22 protein-coding genes and 1 tRNA gene are annotated in these 23,599 nt (G+C 70.5%); 10 read left to right on the plus strand and 13 right to left on the minus strand.

All coding sequences use genetic code 11. The annotated features are described in order from the left end of the window. Window positions 1-60: 60 nt before the first annotated feature. On the minus strand, window positions 61-2,421 hold the full coding sequence (locus tag QM792_RS15165) for a UvrD-helicase domain-containing protein (RefSeq protein WP_415150936.1): 2,361 nt from the start codon (window positions 2,419-2,421) through the stop codon (window positions 61-63). Between the two features lie 22 nt (window positions 2,422-2,443). Here QM792_RS15165 and QM792_RS15170 point away from each other — a divergent pair, with 22 nt between their 5' ends. Continuing rightward, the gene (locus QM792_RS15170) at window positions 2,444-3,493 is read left to right on the plus strand and encodes a patatin-like phospholipase family protein (protein ID WP_415150937.1); all 1,050 of its coding nucleotides are present in this window, start codon (window positions 2,444-2,446) and stop codon (window positions 3,491-3,493) included. A gap of 97 nt (window positions 3,494-3,590) precedes the next feature. Next, window positions 3,591-4,568: a GMP reductase gene (locus QM792_RS15175; RefSeq protein ID WP_415150938.1), complete on the plus strand. Its 978-nt coding sequence runs from the start codon at window positions 3,591-3,593 to the stop codon at window positions 4,566-4,568. Here the strand turns inward: QM792_RS15175 and QM792_RS15180 are convergent. Both QM792_RS15180 and QM792_RS15185 read right to left on the minus strand, forming a co-directional pair. After that, complete coding sequence (locus QM792_RS15180; RefSeq protein ID WP_415150939.1) at window positions 4,520-5,314, minus strand: response regulator; 795 nt, start codon at window positions 5,312-5,314, stop codon at window positions 4,520-4,522. The genes QM792_RS15175 and QM792_RS15180 overlap by 49 nt on opposite strands. Before the next feature lie 66 nt (window positions 5,315-5,380). After that, window positions 5,381-6,697 (minus strand): S41 family peptidase, encoded by a 1,317-nt coding sequence (locus QM792_RS15185; protein WP_415150940.1) that lies wholly within the window; start codon window positions 6,695-6,697, stop codon window positions 5,381-5,383. Between the two features lie 46 nt (window positions 6,698-6,743). On the opposite strand from QM792_RS15185, the gene QM792_RS15190 reads away from it, so the two are divergent. Beyond that, a complete protein-coding gene (locus QM792_RS15190) occupies window positions 6,744-9,536 on the plus strand; it encodes a valine--tRNA ligase (protein ID WP_415150941.1) in 2,793 nt (930 codons plus the stop codon). Here the strand turns inward: QM792_RS15190 and QM792_RS15195 are convergent. Then, window positions 9,478-10,455, minus strand: coding sequence for an NAD(P)-dependent oxidoreductase (locus QM792_RS15195; protein WP_415150942.1), 978 nt, complete (start codon window positions 10,453-10,455; stop codon window positions 9,478-9,480). The two genes, QM792_RS15190 and QM792_RS15195, sit on opposite strands and share 59 nt — an antisense overlap. 80 nt (window positions 10,456-10,535) lie before the next feature. Here QM792_RS15195 and galU point away from each other — a divergent pair, with 80 nt between their 5' ends. Then, the gene (gene galU / locus QM792_RS15200; RefSeq protein ID WP_415150943.1) at window positions 10,536-11,402 is read left to right on the plus strand and encodes a UTP--glucose-1-phosphate uridylyltransferase GalU; all 867 of its coding nucleotides are present in this window, start codon (window positions 10,536-10,538) and stop codon (window positions 11,400-11,402) included. Window positions 11,403-11,411: 9 nt separating this feature from the next. Here galU and QM792_RS15205 read toward each other — a convergent pair whose 3' ends face one another. The 3 genes from QM792_RS15205 to cysM are packed head-to-tail and all read right to left on the minus strand — an operon-like array spanning window position 11,412 to window position 13,134. Beyond that, window positions 11,412-11,639: a sulfurtransferase TusA family protein gene (locus QM792_RS15205; protein ID WP_415150944.1), complete on the minus strand. Its 228-nt coding sequence runs from the start codon at window positions 11,637-11,639 to the stop codon at window positions 11,412-11,414. Between the two features lie 38 nt (window positions 11,640-11,677). Further along, window positions 11,678-12,220, minus strand: a complete 543-nt coding sequence (locus tag QM792_RS15210; RefSeq protein WP_415150945.1) for an NUDIX domain-containing protein — start codon at window positions 12,218-12,220, stop codon at window positions 11,678-11,680. Further along, window positions 12,217-13,134 (minus strand): cysteine synthase CysM, encoded by a 918-nt coding sequence (gene cysM / locus QM792_RS15215; RefSeq protein ID WP_415150946.1) that lies wholly within the window; start codon window positions 13,132-13,134, stop codon window positions 12,217-12,219. The genes QM792_RS15210 and cysM overlap by 4 nt, the downstream gene beginning before the upstream one ends. A 95-nt stretch (window positions 13,135-13,229) precedes the next feature. Between cysM and QM792_RS15220 the strand changes: the two genes are divergently transcribed. Both QM792_RS15220 and QM792_RS15225 read left to right on the plus strand, forming a co-directional pair. Next, window positions 13,230-13,314 (plus strand) — tRNA-Leu (locus QM792_RS15220). Window positions 13,315-13,336: 22 nt separating this feature from the next. Next, window positions 13,337-13,924 carry a rhomboid family intramembrane serine protease gene (locus QM792_RS15225; RefSeq protein ID WP_415150947.1) on the plus strand — a complete coding sequence of 196 codons (588 nt, stop codon included), beginning with the start codon at window positions 13,337-13,339 and terminating at the stop codon, window positions 13,922-13,924. An 8-nt stretch (window positions 13,925-13,932) separates the two neighbouring features. On the opposite strand, the gene QM792_RS15230 is transcribed toward QM792_RS15225, so the two are convergent. After that, window positions 13,933-14,835, minus strand: a complete 903-nt coding sequence (locus tag QM792_RS15230; RefSeq protein WP_415150948.1) for an SDR family oxidoreductase — start codon at window positions 14,833-14,835, stop codon at window positions 13,933-13,935. 53 nt (window positions 14,836-14,888) lie between these two features. Here QM792_RS15230 and QM792_RS15235 point away from each other — a divergent pair, with 53 nt between their 5' ends. From QM792_RS15235 to QM792_RS15250, 4 genes are all read left to right on the plus strand, one after another. Continuing rightward, complete coding sequence (locus QM792_RS15235; protein ID WP_415150949.1) at window positions 14,889-15,932, plus strand: CDP-6-deoxy-delta-3,4-glucoseen reductase; 1,044 nt, start codon at window positions 14,889-14,891, stop codon at window positions 15,930-15,932. Next, window positions 15,916-16,890 (plus strand): Bug family tripartite tricarboxylate transporter substrate binding protein, encoded by a 975-nt coding sequence (locus QM792_RS15240; RefSeq protein WP_415150950.1) that lies wholly within the window; start codon window positions 15,916-15,918, stop codon window positions 16,888-16,890. Before QM792_RS15235 ends, QM792_RS15240 begins: the two co-directional genes overlap by 17 nt. 70 nt (window positions 16,891-16,960) lie before the next feature. Then, a complete protein-coding gene (locus QM792_RS15245) occupies window positions 16,961-17,548 on the plus strand; it encodes a tetratricopeptide repeat protein (RefSeq protein WP_415150951.1) in 588 nt (195 codons plus the stop codon). 27 nt (window positions 17,549-17,575) lie between these two features. Next, window positions 17,576-18,409, plus strand: coding sequence for a hypothetical protein (locus QM792_RS15250; RefSeq protein ID WP_415150952.1), 834 nt, complete (start codon window positions 17,576-17,578; stop codon window positions 18,407-18,409). 81 nt (window positions 18,410-18,490) lie between these two features. Here QM792_RS15250 and QM792_RS15255 read toward each other — a convergent pair whose 3' ends face one another. The 5 genes from QM792_RS15255 to QM792_RS15275 form a co-directional block, all read right to left on the minus strand. Then, complete coding sequence (locus QM792_RS15255) at window positions 18,491-19,204, minus strand: ABC transporter ATP-binding protein (protein ID WP_415150953.1); 714 nt, start codon at window positions 19,202-19,204, stop codon at window positions 18,491-18,493. A 12-nt stretch (window positions 19,205-19,216) separates the two neighbouring features. Then, the gene (locus QM792_RS15260; RefSeq protein ID WP_415150954.1) at window positions 19,217-19,993 is read right to left on the minus strand and encodes an ABC transporter ATP-binding protein; all 777 of its coding nucleotides are present in this window, start codon (window positions 19,991-19,993) and stop codon (window positions 19,217-19,219) included. A gap of 10 nt (window positions 19,994-20,003) precedes the next feature. Then, complete coding sequence (locus QM792_RS15265; protein WP_415150955.1) at window positions 20,004-21,086, minus strand: branched-chain amino acid ABC transporter permease; 1,083 nt, start codon at window positions 21,084-21,086, stop codon at window positions 20,004-20,006. A gap of 18 nt (window positions 21,087-21,104) precedes the next feature. Further along, window positions 21,105-22,028: a branched-chain amino acid ABC transporter permease gene (locus QM792_RS15270; RefSeq protein WP_415150956.1), complete on the minus strand. Its 924-nt coding sequence runs from the start codon at window positions 22,026-22,028 to the stop codon at window positions 21,105-21,107. Between the two features lie 246 nt (window positions 22,029-22,274). Beyond that, window positions 22,275-23,597 (minus strand): replication-associated recombination protein A, encoded by a 1,323-nt coding sequence (locus QM792_RS15275; protein WP_415150957.1) that lies wholly within the window; start codon window positions 23,595-23,597, stop codon window positions 22,275-22,277. Window positions 23,598-23,599 lie beyond the last annotated feature (2 nt).

Raw genomic sequence — 23,599 nt, forward strand, 5'->3', positions numbered from 1 at the left:
CAAGGGGCGCCGTCCGGCTTGGGGCGGCCCGGCGCCGGATCTGCCTCGCGGCAGGGCTGGTCAGACCGGCGTGAGCTTGGCGACGGACAGCGCCAGCCACTTCATGCCGTGGCGCCCGAAGTTCACCTGCGCGCGCGCATCCTCGCCGCTGCCTTCGAGCGTGACGACCACGCCCTCGCCGAACTTGGTGTGGAACACGCTCTGCCCGGTGCGCAGGCCATGCGACGCCGCCGCCTTGGGCGCGGCACGCGGCTCCACGCGCCCCGCACCGACGATCGAACCCAGCCCGGCGCCGCGCTGCCAGGCCTGCTGGTACTCGCGCGCGAAACCCGAGCCGAAGCCCTGCGTGCGCGGCGTGATCCACTTCAGGCAGCGCTCGGGCAGTTCGTCGAAGAAGCGGCTCTTGACGTTGTAGCGCGTCTGGCCGTGCAGCAGCCGCGTCTGGCTGAAGCTCAGGTACAGGCGCCGGCGCGCGCGCGTGATCGCCACGTACATCAGGCGCCGCTCTTCCTCCAGCCCGTCCTGGTCGGCGAGGCTGTTCTCGTGCGGGAACAGGCCCTCCTCCAGCCCGGTGATGAAGACGGCGTCGAACTCCAGGCCCTTGGCCGAGTGCACCGTCATCAACTGGATCGCGTCCTGCCCGGCCTGCGCCTGGTTGTCGCCGGCTTCGAGCGAGGCGTGCGTCAGGAAGGCTGCCAGCGGCGACATGATCTCGCCGGTCTCGGCGTCGGGCGCCTGCTGCGCGGCCGCGGCGCCCTGCTCGTCCACCGGCAGCGCCACCGCGTCGCGGCCGAAGCCTTCCTGCGTCACGAAAGCCTCGGCGGCGTTGACCAGTTCGTCCAGGTTCTCGAGCCTGTCCTTGCCTTCCTTGTCGGTCTTGTAGAAGTCGACCAGGCCCGAGGCATGCAGCATGTGCTCGATGATCTCGCGCAGCGTCAGGCCGCGCGTCGCGTCGCGCATCGTGTCGATCAGCGCGACGAAGGCCTGCACGTTGGCGCCGCCCTTGCCCGAAAGCGCGCCGGCGCTCTGCGCGAGGCTGCGGCCGCTGGCGCGCGCCGCGTCCTGCAACTGCTCGACGGTGCGCGCGCCAATGTGACGCGCCGGGAGGTTCACCACGCGCAGGAAGCTGGTGTCGTCGTTGGCGTTCTCGACCAGGCGCAGGTAGGCCAGCGCGTGCTTCACCTCGGAGCGCTCGAAGAATCGGAACCCGCCGTAGACCTTGTACGGAATGCCGGCGTTGAACAGCGCGCTCTCCAGCACGCGGCTCTGCGCGTTGCTTCGGTACAGCAGCGCGATCTCGTGGCGCGCCATGCCGTCGCGGTGCAGTTGCTGCGCCTCCTCGACGAACCACTGCGCCTCGGCGAAGTCGCTGGTGGCCTCGTACACGCGCACCGGCTCGCCGGCGCCGGACTCGGTGTGCAGGTTCTTGCCCAGGCGCTTGCGGTTGTGCGCGATCAGCTCGTTGGCGCTGTCCAGGATGTTGCCGTAGCTGCGGTAGTTGCGCTCCAGCTTGATCACCTGCTCGACGCGGAACTCGCGCTCGAAGGCGCTCATGTTGCCGACCTGCGCGCCGCGGAAGGCGTAGATGCTCTGGTCGTCGTCGCCGACGGCGAAGATCGCCGCCTGCGTGCCCGCGAACATCTTCAGCCAGGCGTACTGCAGCTTGTTGGTGTCCTGGAACTCGTCGACCAGGATGTGGCGGAAGCGGTGCTGGTAGTGCTCGCGCAGCGCGGCGTTGTCGCGCATCAGCTCGTAGCAGCGCAGCATCAGTTCGGCGAAATCGACCACGCCCTCGCGCTGGCACTGCTCCTCGTAGGCCTGGTAGACCTGCACCATCACGCGCGTCAGCTCGTCGCGCACCTCCACGTCCTTCGGGCGCAGGCCGTCTTCCTTCTGGCCGGCGATGAACCAGGTCACCTGCTTGGGCACATAGCGCTCTTCGTCGAGGTTCATCGCCTTGATGACGCGCTTGACGGCCGAGAGCTGGTCGGACGAGTCGAGGATCTGGAAGCCCTGCGGCAGCCCGGCGAGCTTCCAGTGCGCGCGCAGGAAGCGGTTGCACAGGCCGTGGAAGGTGCCGATCCACATGCCGCGCACCGGCAGCGGCAGCATCGCCGACAGGCGCGTCAGCATCTCCTTGGCGGCCTTGTTGGTGAAGGTCACCGCCATCACGCCGGCCGGCGACACCATGCCGTTGCCGATCAGCCAGGCGATGCGCGTGGTCAGCACGCGCGTCTTGCCCGAGCCCGCGCCGGCGAGGATCAGCGCCGGCCGGGCCGGCAGCGTCACCGCGGCAAGCTGCTCGGGGTTCAGGCCGCGCAGCAGGCCGCCCGATGCGTCCAGCCCCGGCGGCGGCGCGGCCGCTTCGTGTTCCTCGAAGAGCGGAATCTCGCGATCGTCGGGCGGCGCTGTCGAATTCATCGAGGCATTCTAGGATCGGGGCATGGTCTGGCCCTTCACCTCCCCGGCCGCGGCGCGCCCCGCGCTCGGCCTCGCGCTGCAAGGCGGCGGGGCGCACGGCGCCTACACCTGGGGCGTGCTCGACGCGCTGCTCGAAACCGGGCGTTTTCGCTTCACGGCGATCAGCGGCACCAGCGCCGGCGCGATGAACGCGCTGGCGCTGGCCGACGGCTGGATGCGCGGCGGCGCCGAGGGCGCGCGCGAGGCGCTGGCCGCGTTCTGGGGCGCGGTGGGCGGCAAGCTGCCCTTCGAGCAATGGCTGGTCGGCCCCACCGAGAGCCCCGGCCTCGCGCCGGGCCTGCGCGCGCTGATGCACTGGACGCGCCTGTTCTCGCCCTACCAGCTCAACCCGCTGGGCCTGAACCCGCTGCGCGAGGTGCTGGCCGCGCAGATCGACTTCGAGCGCCTGCGGCGGCGCGGCGCGCCGCGCCTGCTGATCGCCGCGACGCACGCCAACACCGGGCGCCTGCGCCTGTTCCGCAACCACGAGCTCGAGCTGGACGCCGCGCTCGCCTCGTCCTGCCTGCCGACGCTGCACCAGGCGGTGATGATCGACGGCGAGCCCTACTGGGACGGTGGCTACAGCGCCAACCCGGCGCTGTTCCCGCTGCTGCACGAGGGCGTGGCCGACCTGCTGATCGTGGCGCTGAGCCCGCTGTCGCACGAGAACGTGCCGATCAGCGCCGAGGAGATCCGCAGCCGCGCGCTGGAGTTCAGCTTCAACGCCGGCTTCCTGCGCGAAGCGACGCTGCTCGCCGAGGCCGCCGCCGAGGCGCGGCGCTCGGCCTTCGCGATCGGCCGGCTGGAGCGGCGGCTGCGCGCGCTGCGCCTGCACCTGATCGACGCGCACGACGACCTGGGCACGCTGGCCGCCGAGACGCGCCTGATCGCGCACCGGCCCTTCCTCGAGCGGCTGCGCGACCTCGGCCGCGCCCGCGCGCAGCGCTGGCTGGACCAGCACGGCGCGCGGATCGGCCGCGCCTCCAGCGTGGACCTGGCCGCGCGCTTCGCGCCGCCGGGCGGCACGGCGTAGAATTCGCCACCGGGCCCAAATTTTGGCGCCCGGTTTTCTTTTGGCGAACCGGGTTTCCAAGTCAAGCGCTCACCGTTGAATTACAAGGAGCCGCTTCATGGAAATCTTCGACTACGACAACATCCTGCTGCTGCCGCGCAAGTGCCGCGTCGAGAGCCGCAGCGAGTGCGACCCCTCGGCGGAACTCGGCCCGCGCCGCTTCGCGCTGCCGGTGGTGCCGGCCAACATGAAGACGGTGCTCGACGAGCCGATCGCGCAGTGGCTGGCCGCCAACGGCTACTTCTACGTGATGCACCGCTTCGAGATCGACAACATCGCCTTCGCCAGGCGCATGCGCGAGCGCGGCCTGTTCGTCTCGATCAGCTCGGGCGTCAAGCCGGCCGACATCGAGGTGATCGACCGCCTCGCGCTCGAAGGCGTGGGCGCCGACTACATCACCATCGACATCGCGCACGGCCACGCCGACAGCGTGCGGCGCACCATCGCGCACATCAAGGAGAAGATGCCCGACACCTTCGTGATCGCCGGCAACGTGGCCACGCCCGAGGCGGTGATCGACCTGGAGAACTGGGGCGCCGACGCCACCAAGGTCGGCGTGGGCCCGGGCAAGGTGTGCATCACCAAGCTCAAGACCGGCTTCGGCACCGGCGGCTGGCAGCTCTCGGCGCTGAAGTGGTGCGCGCGCGTGGCGAGCAAGCCCATCATCGCCGACGGCGGCATCCGCCACCACGGCGACATCGCCAAGAGCATCCGATTCGGCGCCTCGATGGTGATGATCGGCTCGCTGTTCGCCGGCCACGAAGAGTCGCCCGGCCGCACCGTCGAGGTCGACGGCCAGCTCTTCAAGGAGTACTACGGCTCGGCCAGCGACTTCAACAAGGGCGAGTACAAGCACGTCGAGGGCAAGCGCATCCTCGAGCCGATCAAGGGCAAGCTGGCCGACACGCTGCGCGAGATGCGCGAGGACGTGCAGAGCTCGATCAGCTACGGCGGCGGCACGAAGCTCGCCGACCTGCGCAAGGTGAACTACGTCGTGCTGGGCGGCGAGAACGCCGGCGAGCACCTGCTGATGTAGCGCGGCCGCGCGCGCCGGGTTTCGGCGGCGGGCGCCGGTGCCGCCGTCGCGGGCACGAACATGTAGCCGTGGCCGCGGATGGTCTGCAGGAAGCGCGGGTGCGCCGGATCGGGCTCGACGCGCTTGCGCAGCCGCATCACCGCCACGTCGATGGCGCGCGGCAGCAGCCCGTCGCTGCGGCCGTGCGAGGCGGCCAGCAGGCGCTCGCGCGACACCGCGATGCCCGGGTTGGCCACCAGCTCGGCGAGCACCGCGTACTCGACGGTGCTGAGCACGTGGACCTGGCCGTCGCGCAGCAGGCTGCGCGAGGCGATGTCGAAACGCAGCGCGCCGATGTCCACCGGCGCCATCGACAGCATCGGCTGGCCGGGCGCCACGTTGGCGCGGCGCAGCAGCGCCTGCATGCGCGCCAGCAGCTCGCGCGGCGCGCAGGGCTTGCCGGTCACGTCGTCGGCGCCCATCTCCAGCGCCAGCACGCGGTCGACCTCCTCGTTGCGCGCGCTCAGCAGGATCAGCGGCACGCGGTCGCCCTCGCCGCGCAGTTGCCGGCACGCCTGCAGGCCGCTCAGGCCAGGCAGCGCGGCATCCATCACCACCACGTCGGGGCGCTGGCGGTGCATGCGCCGCAGCAACTCGGCGGCCGAGTCCATCACGGTGACGCTCAGGCCGTGGGCCTCGAAGTAGCGCGCCAGCGCGCCACGGCTGGCGTGATCGGCGTCGACGAGGTGGACGTGGTGACTGCTCATGGGCCGCATGCTGGCGGCCCTGCGTTGCGGCGCTGTGCCGCAATATGTCGAAATGTGTCTGGTTTGCTAGTCCGCCGTCATGCCGCGCCGCTCGCCGGGCTCGGCGAACGGGCGCCGCGCGCGCTCGGCCAGCGCGCTGGCGCGTTCGCGCTCGTCGGCCGAGGCCGCGGGGCAGGCGCCGGTGCGCAGGTAGTCCAGCGCCGCGGCGGTGAGTTTCTCGGCCGGGTCGCCGAGCACGCCGGCGAAGTCTTCGGCCACCGCGCAGGTGGGTGTCATCCCGGCTTCGTAGTCGGCCTCGCCGAGCGCGTTGACGGCCCGGAAGTTGACCGCGCTGTAGGTGTTGCCGCAAGACTCCCTCGGGCTGAAGCCATAGGGCTTGCCGCAACTGGCGGCGCCTATCGTCACCACCTGCCGCGCGTAGGGGCGCAGGCCGTTGACCAGCAGCTCGCTGGCCGAGCAGGTGCGCGCTCCGGTCAGCACCGCGATGCGTTCGAAGGCCGGGCCACTGGCGCCGGCCATCGTGTAGCGGGTGTCGGCGCCGGTATGCCGGGTGTTGTAGCGCAGCGTGGTGAAGACCTTGCCGGCGTGCAGCGCGCCCACCACCTGCGAGGCGAAGTGGTTGGCGGTGGAGATGCGCCCGCCGCCGTTGTAGCGCAGGTCGATGACCAGGTCGCGGGCGCCGCCGGCCTTGATCGCGTCTAGCCGCGCGGCGAGCGGCGCCTCGGCCTGCGTGATGAAGTCCTTCAGCAGCACGTAGCCGACCTGGCCGGGCAGCGTCGCCGCGGCCGACACCGGCGTCAGCGAATATTCGGCGGCCGTGACCGTCACCCGCTGCGCGGCGCCGTCGCGCTCGATGTCCAGCGTGATCTGCTGACCGGTGCGCGAGGGCGTCAGCAGCGCGAAGTCGCCGGCGATCAGCACGCTGTCGGGCACGCCGTCGATCGCCTTGATCACGTCGCCGCGCAAGAGCCGGCCGGCCGCCGGCGAGGCCGGCTCGACGTAGCGCACCTTCAAGGGCAGCATGCCCTCGCGGCCGTTGACCGCGAAGCCGTAGTCGCTGGCCTTGCCCTCGGCGAAGAATCGGTTGTAGCTGGCGCTGTCCTGGATGTAGCTCCAGGGGTCGACGCGGCCCGGCACGCCCGAATAGGCGGTGTACTTGAGCGCCTCGAAGTAAGCCGCCACCGTGGCGTAGCCGCCGGGCTCGGGGTCGGGCGACTGGCCGGCCCAGTAGTACCAGTCGCGCATGTAGTCGCGCAGCCAGTCCTTCTGCGTCGCCACGTCGCAGGCCGCGGCACCGCTGCCGCCGCTTCCACCACCGCCGCCGCAGGCGGCCAGCAGCAGCGCCAGCAGCGGCGCGAGCGTCGTGAAGCGAGGCAAGGGCATGGCCGCGCACCATAGCAGCAACACCCCGCCGCCTACAATCTTGCGCATGACCGAACTCGCAAAATCCTTCGAGCCCGCCGCCATCGAAGCCCATTGGGGCCCGCTGTGGGAAGCGTCGGGCGCCTACCGCCCCACGCTGGATGCGAGCAAGCCCTCGTTCTCGATCCAGTTGCCGCCGCCGAACGTGACCGGCACGCTGCACATGGGCCACGCGTTCAACCAGACCATCATGGACTCGCTGACGCGCTACCACCGCATGCGCGGGTTCAACACGCTGTGGGTGCCGGGCACCGACCACGCCGGCATCGCGACGCAGATCGTCGTCGAGCGGCAGTTGCAGGAAGCGGGCATCGGCCGCCACGAACTCGGCCGCGAGGGCTTCCTGAAGCACGTGTGGGACTGGAAGCACAGCTCGGGCGCCACCATCACGCGCCAGATGCGCCGCATGGGCGCCAGCGTGAGCTGGGAGCACGAGTACTTCACGATGGACGACAGGCTCTCGCCCGTCGTCACCGACACCTTCGTCCGGCTCTACGAAGAAGGTCTGATCTATCGCGGCAAGCGCCTCGTCAACTGGGATCCGGTGCTGATGTCGGCGGTGTCCGACCTCGAAGTCGAGAGCGAGGAGGAAGACGGCTCGCTGTGGCACATCGCCTATCCGCTGACCGACGGCAGCGGCTCGCTGGTGGTGGCCACCACGCGGCCCGAGACCATGCTCGGCGACGTGGCGGTGATGGTGCACCCCGAGGACGAGCGCTACGCCCGGCTCGTCGGCAAGACGGTGCGCCTGCCGCTCGGCGACCGCGACATCCCGGTGATCGCCGACGCCTACGTCGACCGCGAGTTCGGCACCGGCGTCGTCAAGGTCACGCCGGCGCACGACGCCAACGACTACGCGGTCGGCCAGCGCCACGGGCTGCCCGTCATCGGCATCCTGTCGCTCGACGCGAAGGTGAACGAACACGCGCCGGCCGCGTACCGCGGGCTGGACCGCTTCGCCGCGCGCAAGAAGGTCGTCGCCGACCTCGAAGCGCAAGGCCTGCTGGTCGAGGTCAGGAAGCACAAGCTGATGGTGCCGCGCTGCGCGCGCACCGGCCAGGTGGTCGAGCCGATGCTGACCGACCAGTGGTTCGTGGCCACCACCAGGCCGGGCGCGAACGGCAAGAGCATCGCGCAGCAGGCGATCGAGGCGGTGGACAGCGGCGCGGTGAAGTTCGTGCCCGAGCAGTGGGTCAACACCTACCACCAGTGGATGAACAACATCCAGGACTGGTGCATCTCGCGCCAGCTCTGGTGGGGCCACCAGATCCCGGCGTGGTACGGCAGCGACGGCCGCGTCTACGTGGCGCGCAACGAAGCCGACGCGCGCGCCAAGGCCGAGGCCGACGGCTACGGCGGCCCGCTGACGCGCGACCCCGACGTGCTCGACACCTGGTACTCGTCGGCGCTGGTGCCCTTCTCGACGCTGGGCTGGCCGGCAAAAACGATCGAGCAGGACCTGTTCCTGCCCTCGAGCGTGCTGGTGACCGGTTTCGACATCATCTTCTTCTGGGTCGCCCGGATGATCATGATGACGGTGCACTTCACCGGCAAGGTGCCGTTCCGCCACGTCTACATCCACGGCCTGGTGCGCGACGCGCAGGGCCGCAAGATGAGCAAGAGCGAGGGCAACGTGCTCGATCCGGTCGACCTGATCGACGGCATCGCCCTGCCCGCGCTGCTGGACAAACGCACCACCGGGCTGCGCCGCCCCGAGACCGCGCCGCGCGTGCGCAAGGACACCGAGAAGGAGTTCCCCGACGGCATCCCCGCCTTCGGCGCCGACGCGCTGCGCTTCACCTTCGCCTCGCTGGCGAGCCTGGGGCGCAACATCAACTTCGACAGCAAGCGCTGCGAGGGCTACCGCAACTTCTGCAACAAGCTCTGGAACGCCAGCAAGTTCGTGCTGATGAACTGCGAGGGCTTCGACTGCTCGGAAGGCGACGCGGGCCGCTCGGCGGCCGACCGCTGGATCGTCGGCGAACTGCAGCGCGTCGAGGCGGCGGTGGCGCAGGGCTTCGCCGACTACCGGCTCGACAACGTCGCGGGCGCGATCTACGCCTTCGTCTGGGACGAGTACTGCGACTGGTACATCGAGATCGCCAAGGTGCAGATCGCCGGCGGCACGCCCGGGCAGCAGCGCGCCACGCGGCGCACGCTGATCCGCGTGCTCGAGGCGGTGCTGCGCCTGCTGCACCCGATCACGCCCTTCATCACCGCCGAGCTGTGGGAGAAGGTCGCGCCGGTGGCCGGCAAGAGCACCGCCCAGGGCATCGTCGCCGCGCCCTACCCGCAGGCGCAGCCGCAGAACATCGACGCGGCGTCCGACGCCTGGGTCGCCCGGCTGAAGGAACTGGTCGGCGCCTGCCGCGCGCTGCGCGGCGAGATGAGCCTGTCGCCGGCGCAGCGCGTGCCGCTGCGCGCCACCGGCGACAACGCCTTCCTGCGCGAAGCCGCGCCGCTGCTGGCCGCGCTGGCCAAGCTCAGCGAGGTGCAGGTGTTCGACGACGAGGCCGCCTTCGCGCAGGCCACGCGCAGCGCGCCGGTGGTGGTGCGCGGGGCGTCGCGGCTGGCGCTGCACGTCGAGATCGACGTCGCCGCCGAGCGCGAACGCCTCTCGAAGGAAGTCGCGCGGCTCGACGGCGAGATCGGCAAGGCCAACACCAAGCTGGCCAACGAGAGCTTCGTCGCGCGCGCGCCGGCGGCGGTGGTGGCGCAGGAGCGTCAGCGCATCGCCGACTTCACTGCGACACGGGACCGTCTGCAAGATCAGCTGGGACGCTTGGGTCCGTCGGCCTGAAGTCGCGCTGCGGCTGGGGCGCGTAGGCGAGCAGTTCGTCGATGCGGCGCGCCACCGCCCAGGCGCTGCGCAGGCGCGACTCGCGCGTCGTGCTGGCCACGCGCGGCGTGATCTGCAGCGTGCCGATGCCGGCCAGCGGCCGGCCGCTGTCGAGCGCGCCGGGCTCCATGCTGTCGAACCAGGCCGCCGCGACGCGGCCGCTGGCCAGCACGTCGGCCAGCGCGCGCTCGTCGAACAGCGCCGAGTGCGCCGTGCTGACGATCACCTGGTTGGGCTTGCAGTAGGGCAGGAAGCGGTCGCCGAGCAGGCCCTGGTAGCGGCTGAAGTAGGCGAGCTGCACGCACACCGCGTCGCTGCTCTCGAGCAGCTCGCGCAGGCCCATCGGGCGCACGCGCCAGCGCTCCCACACCGTGTCGCTGGCATGCAGCGAGGGGTCGTAGCCGACCACCTTGGAGCCGAAGGCGCCGAGCAGTTGCGACATCGAGCGCGCCGCCGGCGGCATGCCGATCAGCCCGACCGTCGCCGCGCCCAGCTCGCGGCCCACCAGCAGCCCGTCGCTGCCGACCACCGGCACGCGGCGCAGCATCGACAGCATCGCGCCGATCATGAACTCGGCCTCGGCCTGCGCGCTGGCGGTCAGGCTGCGCACCACCTCGACGCCGGCGCGCGCACAGGCATCCAGGTCGATGTTCTCGGCGCCCGAGCTGACGCGGCCCACCGCGCGCAGCACCGGCGCGTAGTGCAGCGCCTGCGCGTCGATGGCGCAGCTCGGCGGCACAATGATGGCGCGCACGTTGTACAGCGCCTGGCGCAAGGCGCGCGGCTCGGAGGCGAGCTCCGGCGCGAACCGCAGCTCATGGCGCGATTCCAGCCACTCCATCACCCCCGTCTCCAGGGGTTCAACGACCAGCAGGTCCATGCGTTCGAGGGAGGTTGATGGCCGCCGCGGCCGACGATGCCCATGCAAGAATCCGGCAATCGAGCATGCATTCTAAGTAGATGAAAGTCACCAAAGCGATCTTCCCCGTGGCCGGCCTCGGCACCCGTTTCCTTCCCGCCACGAAGGCTCAACCCAAGGAAATGCTGCCGGTGGTCGACAAGCCGCTGATCCAGTATGCCGTCGAGGAGGCCTATGCCGCCGGCGTGCGCGAGATGATCTTCGTGACCGGCCGCCACAAGCGCCCGATCGAGGATCACTTTGACATGACCTTCGAGCTGGAAGTAGCCCTCGAACAGGCGGGAAAGCAGGAATTGCTCGACGTGGTGCGCAGTGTCAAGCCCGACGACATGGAGTGCATCTACGTGCGCCAGGCCCAGGCGCTGGGCCTGGGCCACGCCGTGCTGTGCGGCCAGCGCCTGGTGGGCAACGAGCCCTTCGCGGTGCTGCTGGCCGACGACCTGATGGTGGGCGACAAGCCCATCCTGGCGCAGATGACCGAGCAGTTCGCCGAATGGCGCGCCTCCATCCTCGCGGTGCAGGAGGTGCCGGCCGAGCACACGCGGCGCTACGGCATCGTCGCGGGCACGCCGGTCAACGACCGCATGATGGACGTGCAGCGCATCGTCGAGAAGCCGGCGCCGGAGGAAGCGCCCTCGCGCCTGGGCGTGGCCGGCCGCTACATCCTCACGCCGGGCGTGTTCCACGAGATCATGAACCAGCCGCGCGGCGTGGGCGGCGAGATCCAGCTCACCGACGGCATCGCCGGGCTGCTGCGCCGCGAGAAGGTGTTCGCCTACCGCTACGAGGGCAAGCGCTACGACTGCGGCAGCAAGGAAGGCTTCCTGCAGGCCAACGTCGAACTGGCGCTCACGCACCCGCAGCTCGGCCCGGGCTTCCGCGAGTACCTGCAGGCGCTGGCGCTCTGAGCGGCGCGCTCAGCGCCTTCTCAGGAAGTGCGTGAACTCGTCGTTGGCGGCCGACTGCTCGACGAGTTCGTTGCCCGTCTGCCGCGCGAAGGCCTGGAAGTCGCGCACCGAACCCGGGTCGGTGGCCACCACCTTGAGGATCTCGCCGCTTTGCATGTCCGCCAGCGCCTTCTTGGCCTTCAGGATGGGCAGCGGGCAGTTCAGGCCGCGGGTATCGATCTCTTTCTGGGCGTCCATGGGGCGTGTCGTGGCTTGGGCGGGGGCGAGGCGCGATTCTACGGGCGCGGCGGCCACTCGATGAACTGGGGTTCGTGCCCCCTGCCGCGCAGCCAGTCGGCCAGCGCGTAGCCGGTGCCGGCCGGCCAGCAACGCAGGTCGCGCGGCGCGAACAGCTTGTACTCGGCCAGCTCGGGCGAGAGGCGGATCTCGCCGCGCGCCAGCACGTGGTAGGCGATGATCACCTGGTTCATGCGCTGGAAGTCGTAGACGCCGATCAGGTTCACCGCCTCGACCTCGACGGCCGTTTCCTCGGCCACCTCGCGCGCGATGCCGTCGCGCGGCGTCTCGCCCGCCTCCATGAAGCCGGTGATCAGCGCGAACATGCGGCCGCTCCAGGCGGCGTTGCGCGCCAGCAGCACCTGGCCGTCGCGGTCGGCCATCTCGACCACCGCGGCGAGCACCGGCGTCGGGTTGTTCCAGTGCGTCCATTCGCAGGCCGGGCAGCGCAGCCGCTCCTTCGGCCCGCCGTCTTCCTCGCGCGCCAGCCATTGCAGCGGCGTCGCGCACTGCGGGCAGAACCTGAAGCCCACCGCGCTCATGCCGGGAACACCCCGGTGGAGAGGTAGCGGTCGCCGCGGTCGCAGACGATGAAGACGATGGTCGCGTTCTCCACCCGCTGCGCGAGCTGCAGCGCCACCCAGCAGGCGCCGGCCGCCGAGATGCCGGCGAACAGGCCCTCCTCGCGCGCCAGGCGGCGCGCCATCTCCTCGGCGTCGGCCTGGCTGACCGACACCGTCTCGTCGATCCAGGCCGGGTCGTAGATCTTCGGCAGGTATTCCTCGGGCCACTTGCGGATGCCGGGGATGCGCGAGCCCTCGCTGGGCTGCGCGCCGATCACGCGCACCGCCGGGTTGCGCTCCTTCAGGAAGCGCGAGGTGCCGGTGATGCTGCCGGTGGTGCCCATCGCGCTGACGAAGTGCGTGACGCGCCCGGCCGTGTCGCGCCAGATCTCCGGGCCGGTGGTCTCGTAGTGGATGCGCGGGTTGTCGGGGTTGGCGAACTGGTCGAGCACGCGGCCCTTGCCCTCGCGCTGCATGCGCTCGGCGAGGTCGCGCGCGTACTCCATGCCGCCCGAGCGCGGCGTCAGGATCAGCTCGGCGCCGAACGCCTTCATGGCCTGCGCGCGCTCGATCGACAGATCCTCCGGCATGATCAGCAGCATGCGGTAGCCGCGCATCGCCGCGGCCATCGCCAGCGCGATGCCGGTGTTGCCCGAGGTGGCCTCGATCAGCGTGTCGCCCGGGCGGATCTCGCCGCGCTCCTCGGCGCGCTTGATCATGCTGATGGCCGGGCGGTCCTTCACCGAGCCGGCCGGGTTGTTGCCTTCGAGCTTGCCGAGCACGACGTTGCCGCGGCGCTCGTTGTCCGCGCCGGGCAGGCGCACCAGGCGCACCAGCGGCGTGTTGCCGATCACGTCTTCCAGCGTCGGGTAGCGGGGGGCTTGGTCGCTCACGGGTTTCTCCTCGCGGCGCATTGTCGCAGCGCGACGCGGGCCACGCAGGGTGCGTGACATAATCCGCCGCCCTTGTCGCTGCGGCAAGCGCCCCTGCCCCGGTGGTGAAACTGGTAGACACGCGGGACTCAAAATCCCGTTCCGCAAGGAGTGTCGGTTCGATTCCGACCCGGGGCACCACCCACTCCCAGGCTGCGTTTTCATGCCCCCTCTGCCTCCGATCACCCAGGCGCTGCTGCTCGTCAACGTGGCGATGTTCTGCCTGCAGCTCTTCCTCGGCGGCTGGCTCGAGCGCGTGCTGGCGCTGTGGCCGCTGGGCTACGGCTTCCTGCCCTGGCAGGTGGTGTCGTATGCCTTCCTGCACGGCAGCGTCGGCCACCTGTTCTTCAACATGCTCGGGCTGTGGATGTTCGGCTCCGAACTGGAGCGGCTGTGGGGCGGCAGGCGCTACCTGCAGTTCTACTTCGCCAGCGTGCTGACGGCCGCGCTGACGCAGCTCGTGGTGGGCCTGCTGGTCGGCGGCGCGCCGACGGTGGGCGCCTCCGGCGGCCTGTTCGGCCTGCTGCTGGCCTTCGGCATGATGTTCCCGAACCGCACCATCATGCCGCTGTTCCCACCCATCCCGATGAAGGCCAAGACCTTCGTGATGGTGTTCGGCGGGCTCGAGCTGCTGTTCGGCGTCACCGGCACGGCCTCGGGCGTGGCGCACTTCGCGCACCTGGGCGGCATGCTGGGTGGCTTCCTGATGATCCGCTACTGGCGCGGCCAGCCGCCGTTCGGGCGGCGCTGAAGCAGCACTCAGGCGCGCAGGCCCGATTCGACGCTCGGGTGGCGCAGGCGCACGCGCAGTTCGCGCTTGAGCCGCGTGTTGTCGAGGCGGCGCGATTCACCCAGGAAGCTCAGTTGCAGCGGCGACAAGCGTTCGCGGGCTTCGCTGCGCGTGATGCGCGGCGGCCGCGGCAGGCCGCACAGGTCGGCCGCGAGGTCGAAGTAGTCGCCCATCTTCAGCTCGCTGTCGTCGCTGGCGTGCAGCACGCGCTGCGGCCGCCCGCGGTGCAGCGCGGCGACGCAGGCGCGCGCCAGGTCGTCGGCGTGGATGTGGTTGGTGTAGACGTCTTCCCCGGCCGCCAGCACCGGCGTGCCGCGCGCCAGGCGCTCGCGCGGGTGGCCGCCGGGCCGGTCGGCGGCGTAGATGCCGGGGACGCGCAGGATGCTCACCGGCGTGCCGGTGCGCCGGCCGAAGACGCGCAGCCGCTGCTCGGCGTCGACACGCCGGCGCGCGCGCCCGGTGGCCGGCGCCACGCGGCGCGTCTCGTCGAAACGCGCGCCGCCGCAGTCGCCGTACACACCCGTCGTGCTGGCGTAGACGATGCGCCGCACGCCACCGCGGCGCGCCAGCGCGGCGAGCAGGTGCGCGGTGCGCGGGTCGCCCTGGCCTTGCGCGGGCGGCGGCGCGAGGTGCAGCACCGCGTCGGCCAGGCCGGCGGCGCGCTGCAGCGTGGCGGGCTGGTCCAGGTCGGCCAGCAGCGGCACGATGCCGGCGGCGCGCAGCTCGGCGATGCGCCCGGCGCCGGTGGTGATCGCGAGCAGCCGCCAGCGCCCGCGCAGCAGCCGCGCGACGCGCGCGCCGATGTCGCCGCAGCCGACGATCAGCAGCGTCGGGCGCTTGCGCGGCGCCAGGGGCGGACAGGCCAGGGTCATGGGAGGCCGGGGCACAATCCCGGATTGCTCGTGTCCCCGCCAGTCTAAGACCCATGCCCTTCACCGTGACCGTGCAGCCCAGCGGCCGCAGCTTCAGCGTCGAGCGCGACGAGCCCATCCTCCACGCCGCGATCGCCGCCGGCGTCGGCCTGCCCTACGGCTGCAAGGACGGCGCGTGCAGCTCGTGCAAGTGCCGCCTGCTCGAAGGCCGCGTGATCCACGGCGCGCACCAGGCCAAGGCCTTGTCGGCCGACGAAGAAGCCGCCGGCTTCGTGCTGACCTGCTGCGCCGCGCCGCAGACCGACGTGGTGATCGAGGCGCGCACCGTGCCCGGCGCGGGAGAGTTCCCGGTGCGCAAGATGCCGGCGCGGGTGCTGTCCATCGACCGGCCCGCGCCCGACGTGGCGCTGCTGACGCTGCAACTGCCGGCCAACGAGGTGCTGCGCTACCACGCCGGCCAGTACGTCGAGTTCATCCTGCGCGACGGCGCGCGGCGCAGCTACTCGATGGCCGGCGCGCCGCACGCGCAGACCGACAAGCCGTCCATCGAGCTGCACATCCGCCACATGCCCGGCGGCCTGTTCACCGACCACGTCTTCGGCGCGATGAAGGAGAAGGAGATCCTGCGCATCGAAGGCCCGTTCGGCAGCTTCTTCCTGCGCGAGGACAGCGACAAGCCCGTCGTGCTGCTGGCCTCGGGCACCGGCTTCGCGCCGATCAAGGCGATGATCGAACACATCGAGCACAAGGCCATCACGCGGCCGGTGGCGCTGTACTGGGGCTGCCGCGGCCGCGCCGATCTCTACCTGCACGACTGGGCCGAGGCCGCCGCGGCGCGGCTGCCGAACCTGCGCTACGTGCCGGTGCTCTCGGAGCCGAAGCCGGACGACGGCTGGAGCGGCCGCACCGGCTTCGTGCACCAGGCGGTGATGGCCGACCTGCCCGATCTGTCGGGCCACCAGGTCTATGCCTGCGGCGCGCCGGCGATGGTCGACGCGGCGCAGCGCGACTTCGTCGCTCGCTGCGGCCTGCCGGCCGACGAGTTCTACGCGGACAGTTTTACTTCGGAGGCGGACAAGCATGGCCCGACGGCGTGACCTTCTTTCCCTCGCGCTCGCCGCGCTCGCGGCGCCGGCGTTCGCACAAAGCCCCAAGCCGATCCGTCTGATCGTGCCCTACCCGCCCGGCGGGCCGCTGGACATCGTCGCGCGGGCGCTGGCCGACAAGGTGAAGGACAGCCTGGGCGTCGTGATCGTCGAGAACAAGCCCGGCGCGGGCGGCAACCTGGGCGCCGACCTGGCCGCCAAGGCCGCGCCCGACGGATCGACCCTCGTGATGGGCGCGGTGGCCACGCACGCCATCAACCCCTGGCTGTACGCGCGCATCCCCTACGACCCGATCCGCGACTTCACGCCCATCACTGGCGTGGCGCAGGTACCCAACGTGCTGGTGATGAACCCGCAGGCGGCCGACCGCCACGGCGTGAAGAACGTGGCCGACCTGGTGGCCTTCGCGAAGAAGAACCCCGGGCTGCTCAACTACGGCTCGGGCGGCAACGGCAGCGCCGGGCACCTGGCCGGCGAGATGTTCAAGGCGCAGGCCGGCGTGTTCATGGTGCACATCCCCTATGCCGGCGGCAACCCGGCGCAGCTCGCGCTGCTGGCGGGCCAAGTCGACCTGAACTTCGACAACCTCGCCTCGGCCTCGGCCAACATCAAGGCCGGCAAGCTGCGCGCGCTGGCCGTCACCACCGCGAAGCGCGCGGCCGCCGTGCCCGAGCTGCCCGCCATCGCCGAGAGCGGCGGCACGCTGGCCGGCTTCGACATCCACACCTGGTTCGGCCTGTTCGGGCCGGCCGGGCTGCCGGCCGAAGCGACGCAGCGGCTGAACAAGGCCTTCGTCGACGCGCTCGGCTCGAACGAGCTGAAGGCGCGCCTGGGCACGCTGATGGCCGAGGCGATGCCGACCACGCCGGAGCAGTTCGGCGCGTTCGTCCGGGCCGAGTTGGCGAAGTACGAGGGCGTGGTGAAACGAAGCGGTGCCAGAATCGACTGAACCCACACGCGACATAATCGCGCGCTTTTTCCTCACGCAACCCTTCTTCCGTTCCGAGCGCCGCATCATCATGGTGAAGCACCCCGCCGTCGTCGTCCTGTGCGCCTGGCTGCTGACGGCCTGCGTCCAGGCCCCCACCCAGCCGCCGGCGACGGTGCGCATCTGCGACGACAAGGGCTGCTCCGACCGGCCGCGCGACAGCGCCGGCTTCGACCCCGCCCACGACGACAAGCCCGAGGAAACGCGCCGCCTGGCCGCGCTGGCCGACATCGCCGCCAAGGACCCGCGCGCCGCCTTCGACCTCGGCATGCGCTTCCTGCGCGGCGACGGCGTGCGCCAGGACAGCCACCAGGCGATCCGCTGGCTGCGCCAGGCCGGCGAACGCGGCGAGCTGCGCGCCCAGGCGGCGCTCGGCCGCATCTACCTCAGCGGCCTGCAGGAGATGGGCTCCGACCCGGCCGAGGCCGAGCGCTGGCTGTCCATCGCGGCCGAGCGCGGCGACAAGGAATCCGCCAGGCTGCTGCCCGAGGCCACGCAGGCCAGGAAGAGCGAGCAGGCCCGCTACCGCGTGCGCGAAGAGCGGCGCAAGGACGTCGCGTGGTACGGCCTGTACCCGTACTACTGGGTCTGGCGCGCGGACCGCTGGTTTCTGTACTGATCTTTCCACCCCCACCGACGGCAACCCATGAAGAAACTGTCTCACCACTCCCGCTGGACCGCCCTGGCCGCCACGCTGGCCCTGGCGGGCTGCGTCACCCCCGGCGGCGGCGGCCTGCTGTCCACCGGCTCCAACGCCACGGAGTCGCGCGGCGCCGCCGCCGGCGGCACCAGCACCAACGCCAACAGCAACCTGGAGCGCTGCAGCGCGCCGCTGGGCACGCTGGCGGTGGACGACGGCCGCGGCAAGGAGTGGTACGCCAGCTTCGGCCAGGCCACGCAGGTGACCTCCATCGAGCCGCTGCTGCGCCTGGCGGTGCAGCAGTCGAACTGCTTCGTGATCACCTCCATCGGCAACAACCGCATGGAAGGCAAGATCTCCGCGATCACCGACAAGCAGCGCAACTCCGGCGAGTTCCGCGCCGGCTCGCGCCAGGAGAAGGGCCAGCGCGTCGCGGCCGACTACTACCTGGAGCCGCAGATCATCATCAACAACGATTCCACCGGCAAGGTCGCCGCCGGGCTGGGCGGGCTGATCGGGCGCGGCTTCGGCGCCGTCGCCGGCTCGCTGGAGAGCAAGGTCTCGGTGGTCACGCTGACGCTGATGGACATCCGATCGGGCGTGCAGATCGGCATCTCGGAAGGCAACGCCACCGCCACCAACTTCGGCGCCGCGCTGGGCGCCTTCGGCGGCGGCGCGGCGGGCGGCCTGAGCGGCTTCTCGCGCACGCCGGAAGGCAAGGCGACGGTGGCCGCCTTCATGGACGCCTACAACAACATGGTCGTCTCGCTGCGCAACTACAAGGCGCAGGAGGTCAAGGGCGGCCTGGGCAAGGGCGGCGCGCTGAAGGTCGGCAACTGAACGGGCGGGCGGCGCTCCCGCCCTCCGAACGAAGGCTCCCTCGCGGAGCCTTCGTCGTTTCGGGCCCGTCCAAAGGCGGCGTCACTCGCCCAGGTAGGCCGCGCGCACCTTCGGATCGGCCAGCAGCGCCTTGGCGTCGCCGCTCATCGTGACCTCGCCGGAATCCATCACGTAGCCGCGGTCGGCCAGCGCCAGCGCGCGACTGGCGTTCTGCTCGACCAGCAGGATCGTCGTGCCGCGGCCGTGGATGTCGGCCACCACCTCGAAGATCTTGTCGACCATGATGGGGCTCAGGCCCATCGAGGGCTCGTCGAGCAGCAGCACCTTGGGCCGGGCCATCAGCGCGCGGCCCATCGCCAGCATCTGCTGCTCGCCGCCGCTCATCGTGCCGGCGAGCTGGTTGCGGCGCTCCTTCAGGCGCGGGAAGATGCCGAACACCTTGTCGATGTCGGCCTCGATCTCGCGGTCGTTGCGCACGAAGGCGCCCATCAGCAGGTTCTCGGTGATGGTCATGCGCGTGAAGGTGCCGCGCCCCTCGGGCACCATCACCAGGCCCTGCTTGACCAGGTCCCAGGCGCCCTGGCCCTTGATGCTGCGGCCCATGAACTTGATCTCGCCGGCGGCCACCGGTTGCAGCCCGGTGATGGCCTTCAGCGTGGTGGTCTTGCCGGCGCCGTTGGCGCCGATCAGGCTGACCAGCTCGCCTTCCTGCACCTCGAACGATACGCCCTTGACGGCCTGGATGCCGCCGTAGGCCACCTTCAGGCCGCTGACTTCGAGCAACGTGTTCGCCATGTGTCCTGCCCCTCAATGCGCCTTGTGTCCGGCGCCGAGGTAGGCCTCGATCACCTTCTCGTTCTTCTGCACGTCCGCCGGCGTTCCTTCCGCGATCTGCTTGCCGTAGTCGAGCACGGTGACGCGGTCGCACAGGCCCATCACGAGCTTGACGTCGTGTTCGATCAGAAGAATGGTTCTTCCGTCGTTGCGGATGCGGTCGATCAGCTCGCGCAGCACCACCTTCTCGGTGGCGTTCATGCCGGCGGCCGGCTCGTCGAGCGCGATCAGCTTGGGGTCGGTGGCCAGCGCGCGCGCGATCTCCAGGCGGCGCTGGTCGCCGTAGCTCAGCGTGCGCGCCTTGAACTCGGCGTACTTGCCGATGCCGACGTAGTCGAGCAGCTCCTGCGCGCGCTGCGCGATGGCCTTCTCCTCGGCCTTGAAGCCGGCGGTGCGCAACACCGCGCCGACCAGCCCCGACTGGCTGCGCACGTGGCGGCCCACCATCACGTTCTCCAGCGCCGTCATCTCGGCGAACAGGCGGATGTTCTGGAAGGTGCGCGCGATGCCCGCCTTGGCCACCTCGTGCACCGCGCTGGGCTTGTAGGGCGCGCCGCCGAGCTCGAAGCTGCCCGAGTCGGGCGTGTACAGCCCGGTGATGACGTTGAAGAAGGTGGTCTTGCCGGCGCCGTTCGGGCCGATCAGTCCGTAGACCTGGCCCTGCGTGATGGTGATGCCGACGTCGGAGAGGGCTTGCAGGCCGCCGAAGCGCTTGGAGACACCCGCGACCTTGAGGACGGTTTCGCTCATCTCGTGCTCCTCACTTGGTCACCGGAACAGGCGCCGCCTTGCCGTGCTCGGGCTGCGGCCACAGGCCGCGCGGGCGCAGCAGCATGATGACGATCATCGCGCTGGCGATCAGCAACTGGCGCAGGATGGAGGCGTCGAGCCGGCCGTCGGTGGCCGCCTGCAGCGGGCCGGCCACGTAGCGCAGCACCTCGGGCAGCGCCGCCAGCAGCAGCGCGCCGACGATCACGCCGGGGATGTGCCCGATGCCGCCGAGCACCACCATCGCGACGATCATGATCGACTCCTGCAGGCTGAAGGCCTCGGGCGTGATGAACGACTGGTAGCCCGCGAACATCACGCCGGCCACGCCGCCGAAGGTGGCGCCCATGCCGAAGGCGAGCAGCTTCATGTTGCGCGTGTTGATGCCCATGGCCTTGGCCGCGACCTCGTCCTCGCGGATCGCCATCCAGGCGCGCCCGATGCGGCTGCGCTCCAGGCGGTAGCAGATCAGCACGCTGATCAGCACCAGCGAGACGAACAGGAAGTAGTAGTTCACCACCGGCGGGATGTCGTAGCCGAACAGCTCGTGGCGGCGCCCCAGCTCGAAGCCGAAGATGTGCATCGAGTCGATCGGGCCGATGCCCTTCGGGCCGTTGGTGATGTTGACCGGGTGGTCGAGGTTGTTCAGGAAGACGCGGATGATCTCGCCGAAGCCGAGCGTGACGATCGCCAGGTAGTCGCCGCGCAGCCGCAGCGTCGGCGCGCCGAGCAGCACGCCGGCCACGCCGGCCATGAAGGCGGCGGCCGGAATCACGATCCACAGCGGCGCGTGCAGGCCCTCGGGGAACATCGCCGCGACGGCGGGGAACTGCTCCCACAGTTGCGAGCTGGCCATCAGCCCGAACATGTAGGCGCCGACCGCGTAGAACGCGACGTAGCCGAGGTCGAGCAGCCCGGCGTAGCCGACCACGATGTTCAGGCCGAGCGCGAGCAGCACGTACAGCAGCGCGATGTCGATGATGCGCACCCAGGCGTTGCCGAACTGCTGCGCGATGAAGGGCAGGATGATCAGCCCCAGGCCGGCCAGCACGATGACGATGAGCTTGTTCTTCATGGTGGTGTGCTCCTCGTGTCAGGCCCGGTCCGCCACGCGCTCGCCGAGCAGGCCCGAGGGGCGCAGCGTCAGCACCAGGATCAGCACGATGAAGGCGAAGATGTCCTGGTAGTGGCTGCCCAGCACGCCGCCGGTGAGCGCGCCGATGTAGCCGGCGCCGAGCGCCTCGATGATGCCCAGCGCCACGCCGCCGACCATCGCGCCGGCGAGGTTGCCGATGCCGCCGAACACGGCCGCGGTGAAGGCCTTCAGGCCGGGCAGGAAGCCCATCATGTGCGAGGCCGAGCCGTAGTTGGCCGCCCACATCACGCCGGCGATCGCCGCCAGCGAGGCGCCGATCACGAAGGTGGCCGAGATCACCATGTCGGGGCGCACGCCCATCAGGCCGGCCACGCGCGGGTTCTCGGCGGTGGCGCGCATCGCGCGGCCGAGCTTGGTGTAGTTGACCAGGTACATCAGTCCGGCCAGCACGGTGGCCGTGGTGGCCAGGATGATGATCTGCACCGTGTTGATCACCGCGCCGAACACGTGGAACGGCTCGGTGGGCAGCAGGATCGGGTAGCTCTTGATGGTGGGCTTCCAGATGATCATCGCCAGGGTCTGCAGCAGCAGGCTCATGCCCATCGCGGTGATCAGCGGCGCCAGGCGCGGCGCGTTGCGCAGCGGCCGGTAGGCGACCTTCTCGATCGTGAAGTTCAGCAGCGAGCACACCACGATCGAGGCCACCAGCGAGATCACCAGCAGGGCCCAGCCGGGCAGGCCCGAATCGGCCAGGGCGGTGACGATCGTCCAACTGACGAGCGCCCCGACCATCAGCACCTCGCCGTGCGCGAAGTTGATCAGGTTGATGATGCCGTAGACCATCGTGTAGCCCAGTGCCACCAGCGCATACATGCTGCCGAGCACCAGACCATTGATGATCTGCTGGATGAAGGTGTCCATCGAGGGAATCTCCTGCCTTGGTCGATCGGGCCGCCTTGTAGAGGCGGCGGCCTCGGCGGGCGGTGCGTGTGGCACCACCCGGGCGCTTTCACTCTATTAGCAAAAAGCCCGCCGCATGCTGTGCGTCGGGCCGTGGCTTTCACCTATGGGGTCGGGCGTGGGGGCGCATTCTAGGGCCGCGTTACCGGATGAATCCTACGGAGTTTCCACAGATCGACACTCCGAACCGATCGTGATTCGAAGCAACTACCGACGATTCTTCGCCTCGCTGTTCAATTGGCGCAATTCCTCCAACTTCTCGGCGATGCGGATCTCCAGCCCCCGGTCCACGGGCTGGTAGAAGACCGGCGGCGTCATGCCCTCGGGCCAGTAGCTCTCGCCGGCGGCGAAGCCGCCCTCCTCGTCGTGGGCGTAGCGGTAGCCCTTGCCGTAGTCGAGGCTCTTCATCAGCCGGGTGGGTGCATTGCGCAGGTGCAGCGGCACCGGCCGGGTGCCGTCGCCCGCGATGAAGGCGCGCGCCGCGTTGTAGGCGCTGTAGACGGCGTTGCTCTTGGGCGCGACGGCCAGGTACACCACCGCCTGCGCCAGCGTCAGCTCGCCCTCCGGCGAGCCGAGGCGCTCGTAGGTCTCGGCGGCGTCGAGCGCGAGGCGCAGCGCGCGCGGGTCGGCCAGGCCGATGTCCTCGCTGGCCATGCGCACGATGCGGCGCGCCGCGTAGCGCGGATCGACGCCGCCGTCGAGCATGCGCACGAACCAGTACAGCGCCGCGTCGGGGTCGCTGCCGCGCACCGCCTTGTGCAAGGCCGAGATGGTGTCGTAGAACTGCTCGCCGCCCTTGTCGTAGCGGCGCAGTTGCTCGCCGAGCGACTTTTCGAGCATCGCCTCGTCGATCTGCGCCGCCGCGCCGTTCATCTCGACCAGGTTCTCGTAGGCGTTGAGCAGGCGTCGCGCGTCGCCGTCGGCGTAGCCGATCAGGCGCTGCACGGCCGGCTCGGCCAGCGGCGGCGCGTCCAGCAGCGCGCGGGCGCGGTCGATGAGCGCGCGCAGCTCGTCGTCCGACAGGCTCTTGAGCACGTGCACCGTGGCGCGCGACAGCAGCGCCGAGTTCACCTCGAACGACGGGTTCTCGGTGGTCGCGCCGATGAAGGTGAACAGCCCCGACTCGACGTGCGGCAGGAAGGCGTCCTGCTGGCTCTTGTTGAAGCGGTGCACCTCGTCGACGAACACCACGGTGCGCCGGCCCTGCGCGCGCACCGCCTGGGCGCGCTCGACGGCCTCGCGGATGTCCTTCACGCCGCCGAGCACCGCCGAGATGGCGATGAACTGCGCGTCGAAGGCGCCGGCCACCAGCCGCGCCAGCGTGGTCTTGCCCACGCCCGGCGGGCCCCACAGGATCATCGAATGCAGCCGGCCGGTCTCGAAGGCCACGCGCAGCGGCTTGCCCGGGCCCAGCAGGTGCTGCTGGCCGATCACCTCGGCGAGCGTGCGCGGCCGCAGCCGTTCGGCCAGCGGGGCGTCGGCGGGTGGCGGCGCCACCGCATCGTCGAACAGTGCGTCCTGTCGGGCCATGC

Origin of the sequence: Piscinibacter sp., from assembly GCF_047600445.1 — a bacterium.
Lineage (GTDB): Bacteria > Pseudomonadota > Gammaproteobacteria > Burkholderiales > Burkholderiaceae_C > Piscinibacter.

What these genes read in the sequence shown, in the direction of transcription:
- QM792_RS15165 (WP_415150936.1), bottom strand. Translation starts at nt 2,421, where the DNA reads ATGAATTCGACAGCGCCGCCCGACGATCGCGAGATTCCGCTCTTCGAG.
- QM792_RS15170 (WP_415150937.1), top strand. Translation starts at nt 2,444, where the DNA reads ATGGTCTGGCCCTTCACCTCCCCGGCCGCGGCGCGCCCCGCGCTCGGC.
- QM792_RS15175 (WP_415150938.1), top strand. Translation starts at nt 3,591, where the DNA reads ATGGAAATCTTCGACTACGACAACATCCTGCTGCTGCCGCGCAAGTGC.
- QM792_RS15180 (WP_415150939.1), bottom strand. Translation starts at nt 5,314, where the DNA reads ATGAGCAGTCACCACGTCCACCTCGTCGACGCCGATCACGCCAGCCGT.
- QM792_RS15185 (WP_415150940.1), bottom strand. Translation starts at nt 6,697, where the DNA reads ATGCCCTTGCCTCGCTTCACGACGCTCGCGCCGCTGCTGGCGCTGCTG.
- QM792_RS15190 (WP_415150941.1), top strand. Translation starts at nt 6,744, where the DNA reads ATGACCGAACTCGCAAAATCCTTCGAGCCCGCCGCCATCGAAGCCCAT.
- QM792_RS15195 (WP_415150942.1), bottom strand. Translation starts at nt 10,455, where the DNA reads ATGGACCTGCTGGTCGTTGAACCCCTGGAGACGGGGGTGATGGAGTGG.
- galU (WP_415150943.1), top strand. Translation starts at nt 10,536, where the DNA reads ATGAAAGTCACCAAAGCGATCTTCCCCGTGGCCGGCCTCGGCACCCGT.
- QM792_RS15205 (WP_415150944.1), bottom strand. Translation starts at nt 11,639, where the DNA reads ATGGACGCCCAGAAAGAGATCGATACCCGCGGCCTGAACTGCCCGCTG.
- QM792_RS15210 (WP_415150945.1), bottom strand. Translation starts at nt 12,220, where the DNA reads ATGAGCGCGGTGGGCTTCAGGTTCTGCCCGCAGTGCGCGACGCCGCTG.
- QM792_RS15225 (WP_415150947.1), top strand. Translation starts at nt 13,337, where the DNA reads ATGCCCCCTCTGCCTCCGATCACCCAGGCGCTGCTGCTCGTCAACGTG.
- QM792_RS15230 (WP_415150948.1), bottom strand. Translation starts at nt 14,835, where the DNA reads ATGACCCTGGCCTGTCCGCCCCTGGCGCCGCGCAAGCGCCCGACGCTG.
- QM792_RS15235 (WP_415150949.1), top strand. Translation starts at nt 14,889, where the DNA reads ATGCCCTTCACCGTGACCGTGCAGCCCAGCGGCCGCAGCTTCAGCGTC.
- QM792_RS15240 (WP_415150950.1), top strand. Translation starts at nt 15,916, where the DNA reads ATGGCCCGACGGCGTGACCTTCTTTCCCTCGCGCTCGCCGCGCTCGCG.
- QM792_RS15245 (WP_415150951.1), top strand. Translation starts at nt 16,961, where the DNA reads ATGGTGAAGCACCCCGCCGTCGTCGTCCTGTGCGCCTGGCTGCTGACG.
- QM792_RS15250 (WP_415150952.1), top strand. Translation starts at nt 17,576, where the DNA reads ATGAAGAAACTGTCTCACCACTCCCGCTGGACCGCCCTGGCCGCCACG.
- QM792_RS15255 (WP_415150953.1), bottom strand. Translation starts at nt 19,204, where the DNA reads ATGGCGAACACGTTGCTCGAAGTCAGCGGCCTGAAGGTGGCCTACGGC.
- QM792_RS15260 (WP_415150954.1), bottom strand. Translation starts at nt 19,993, where the DNA reads ATGAGCGAAACCGTCCTCAAGGTCGCGGGTGTCTCCAAGCGCTTCGGC.
- QM792_RS15265 (WP_415150955.1), bottom strand. Translation starts at nt 21,086, where the DNA reads ATGAAGAACAAGCTCATCGTCATCGTGCTGGCCGGCCTGGGGCTGATC.
- QM792_RS15270 (WP_415150956.1), bottom strand. Translation starts at nt 22,028, where the DNA reads ATGGACACCTTCATCCAGCAGATCATCAATGGTCTGGTGCTCGGCAGC.
- QM792_RS15275 (WP_415150957.1), bottom strand. Translation starts at nt 23,597, where the DNA reads ATGGCCCGACAGGACGCACTGTTCGACGATGCGGTGGCGCCGCCACCC.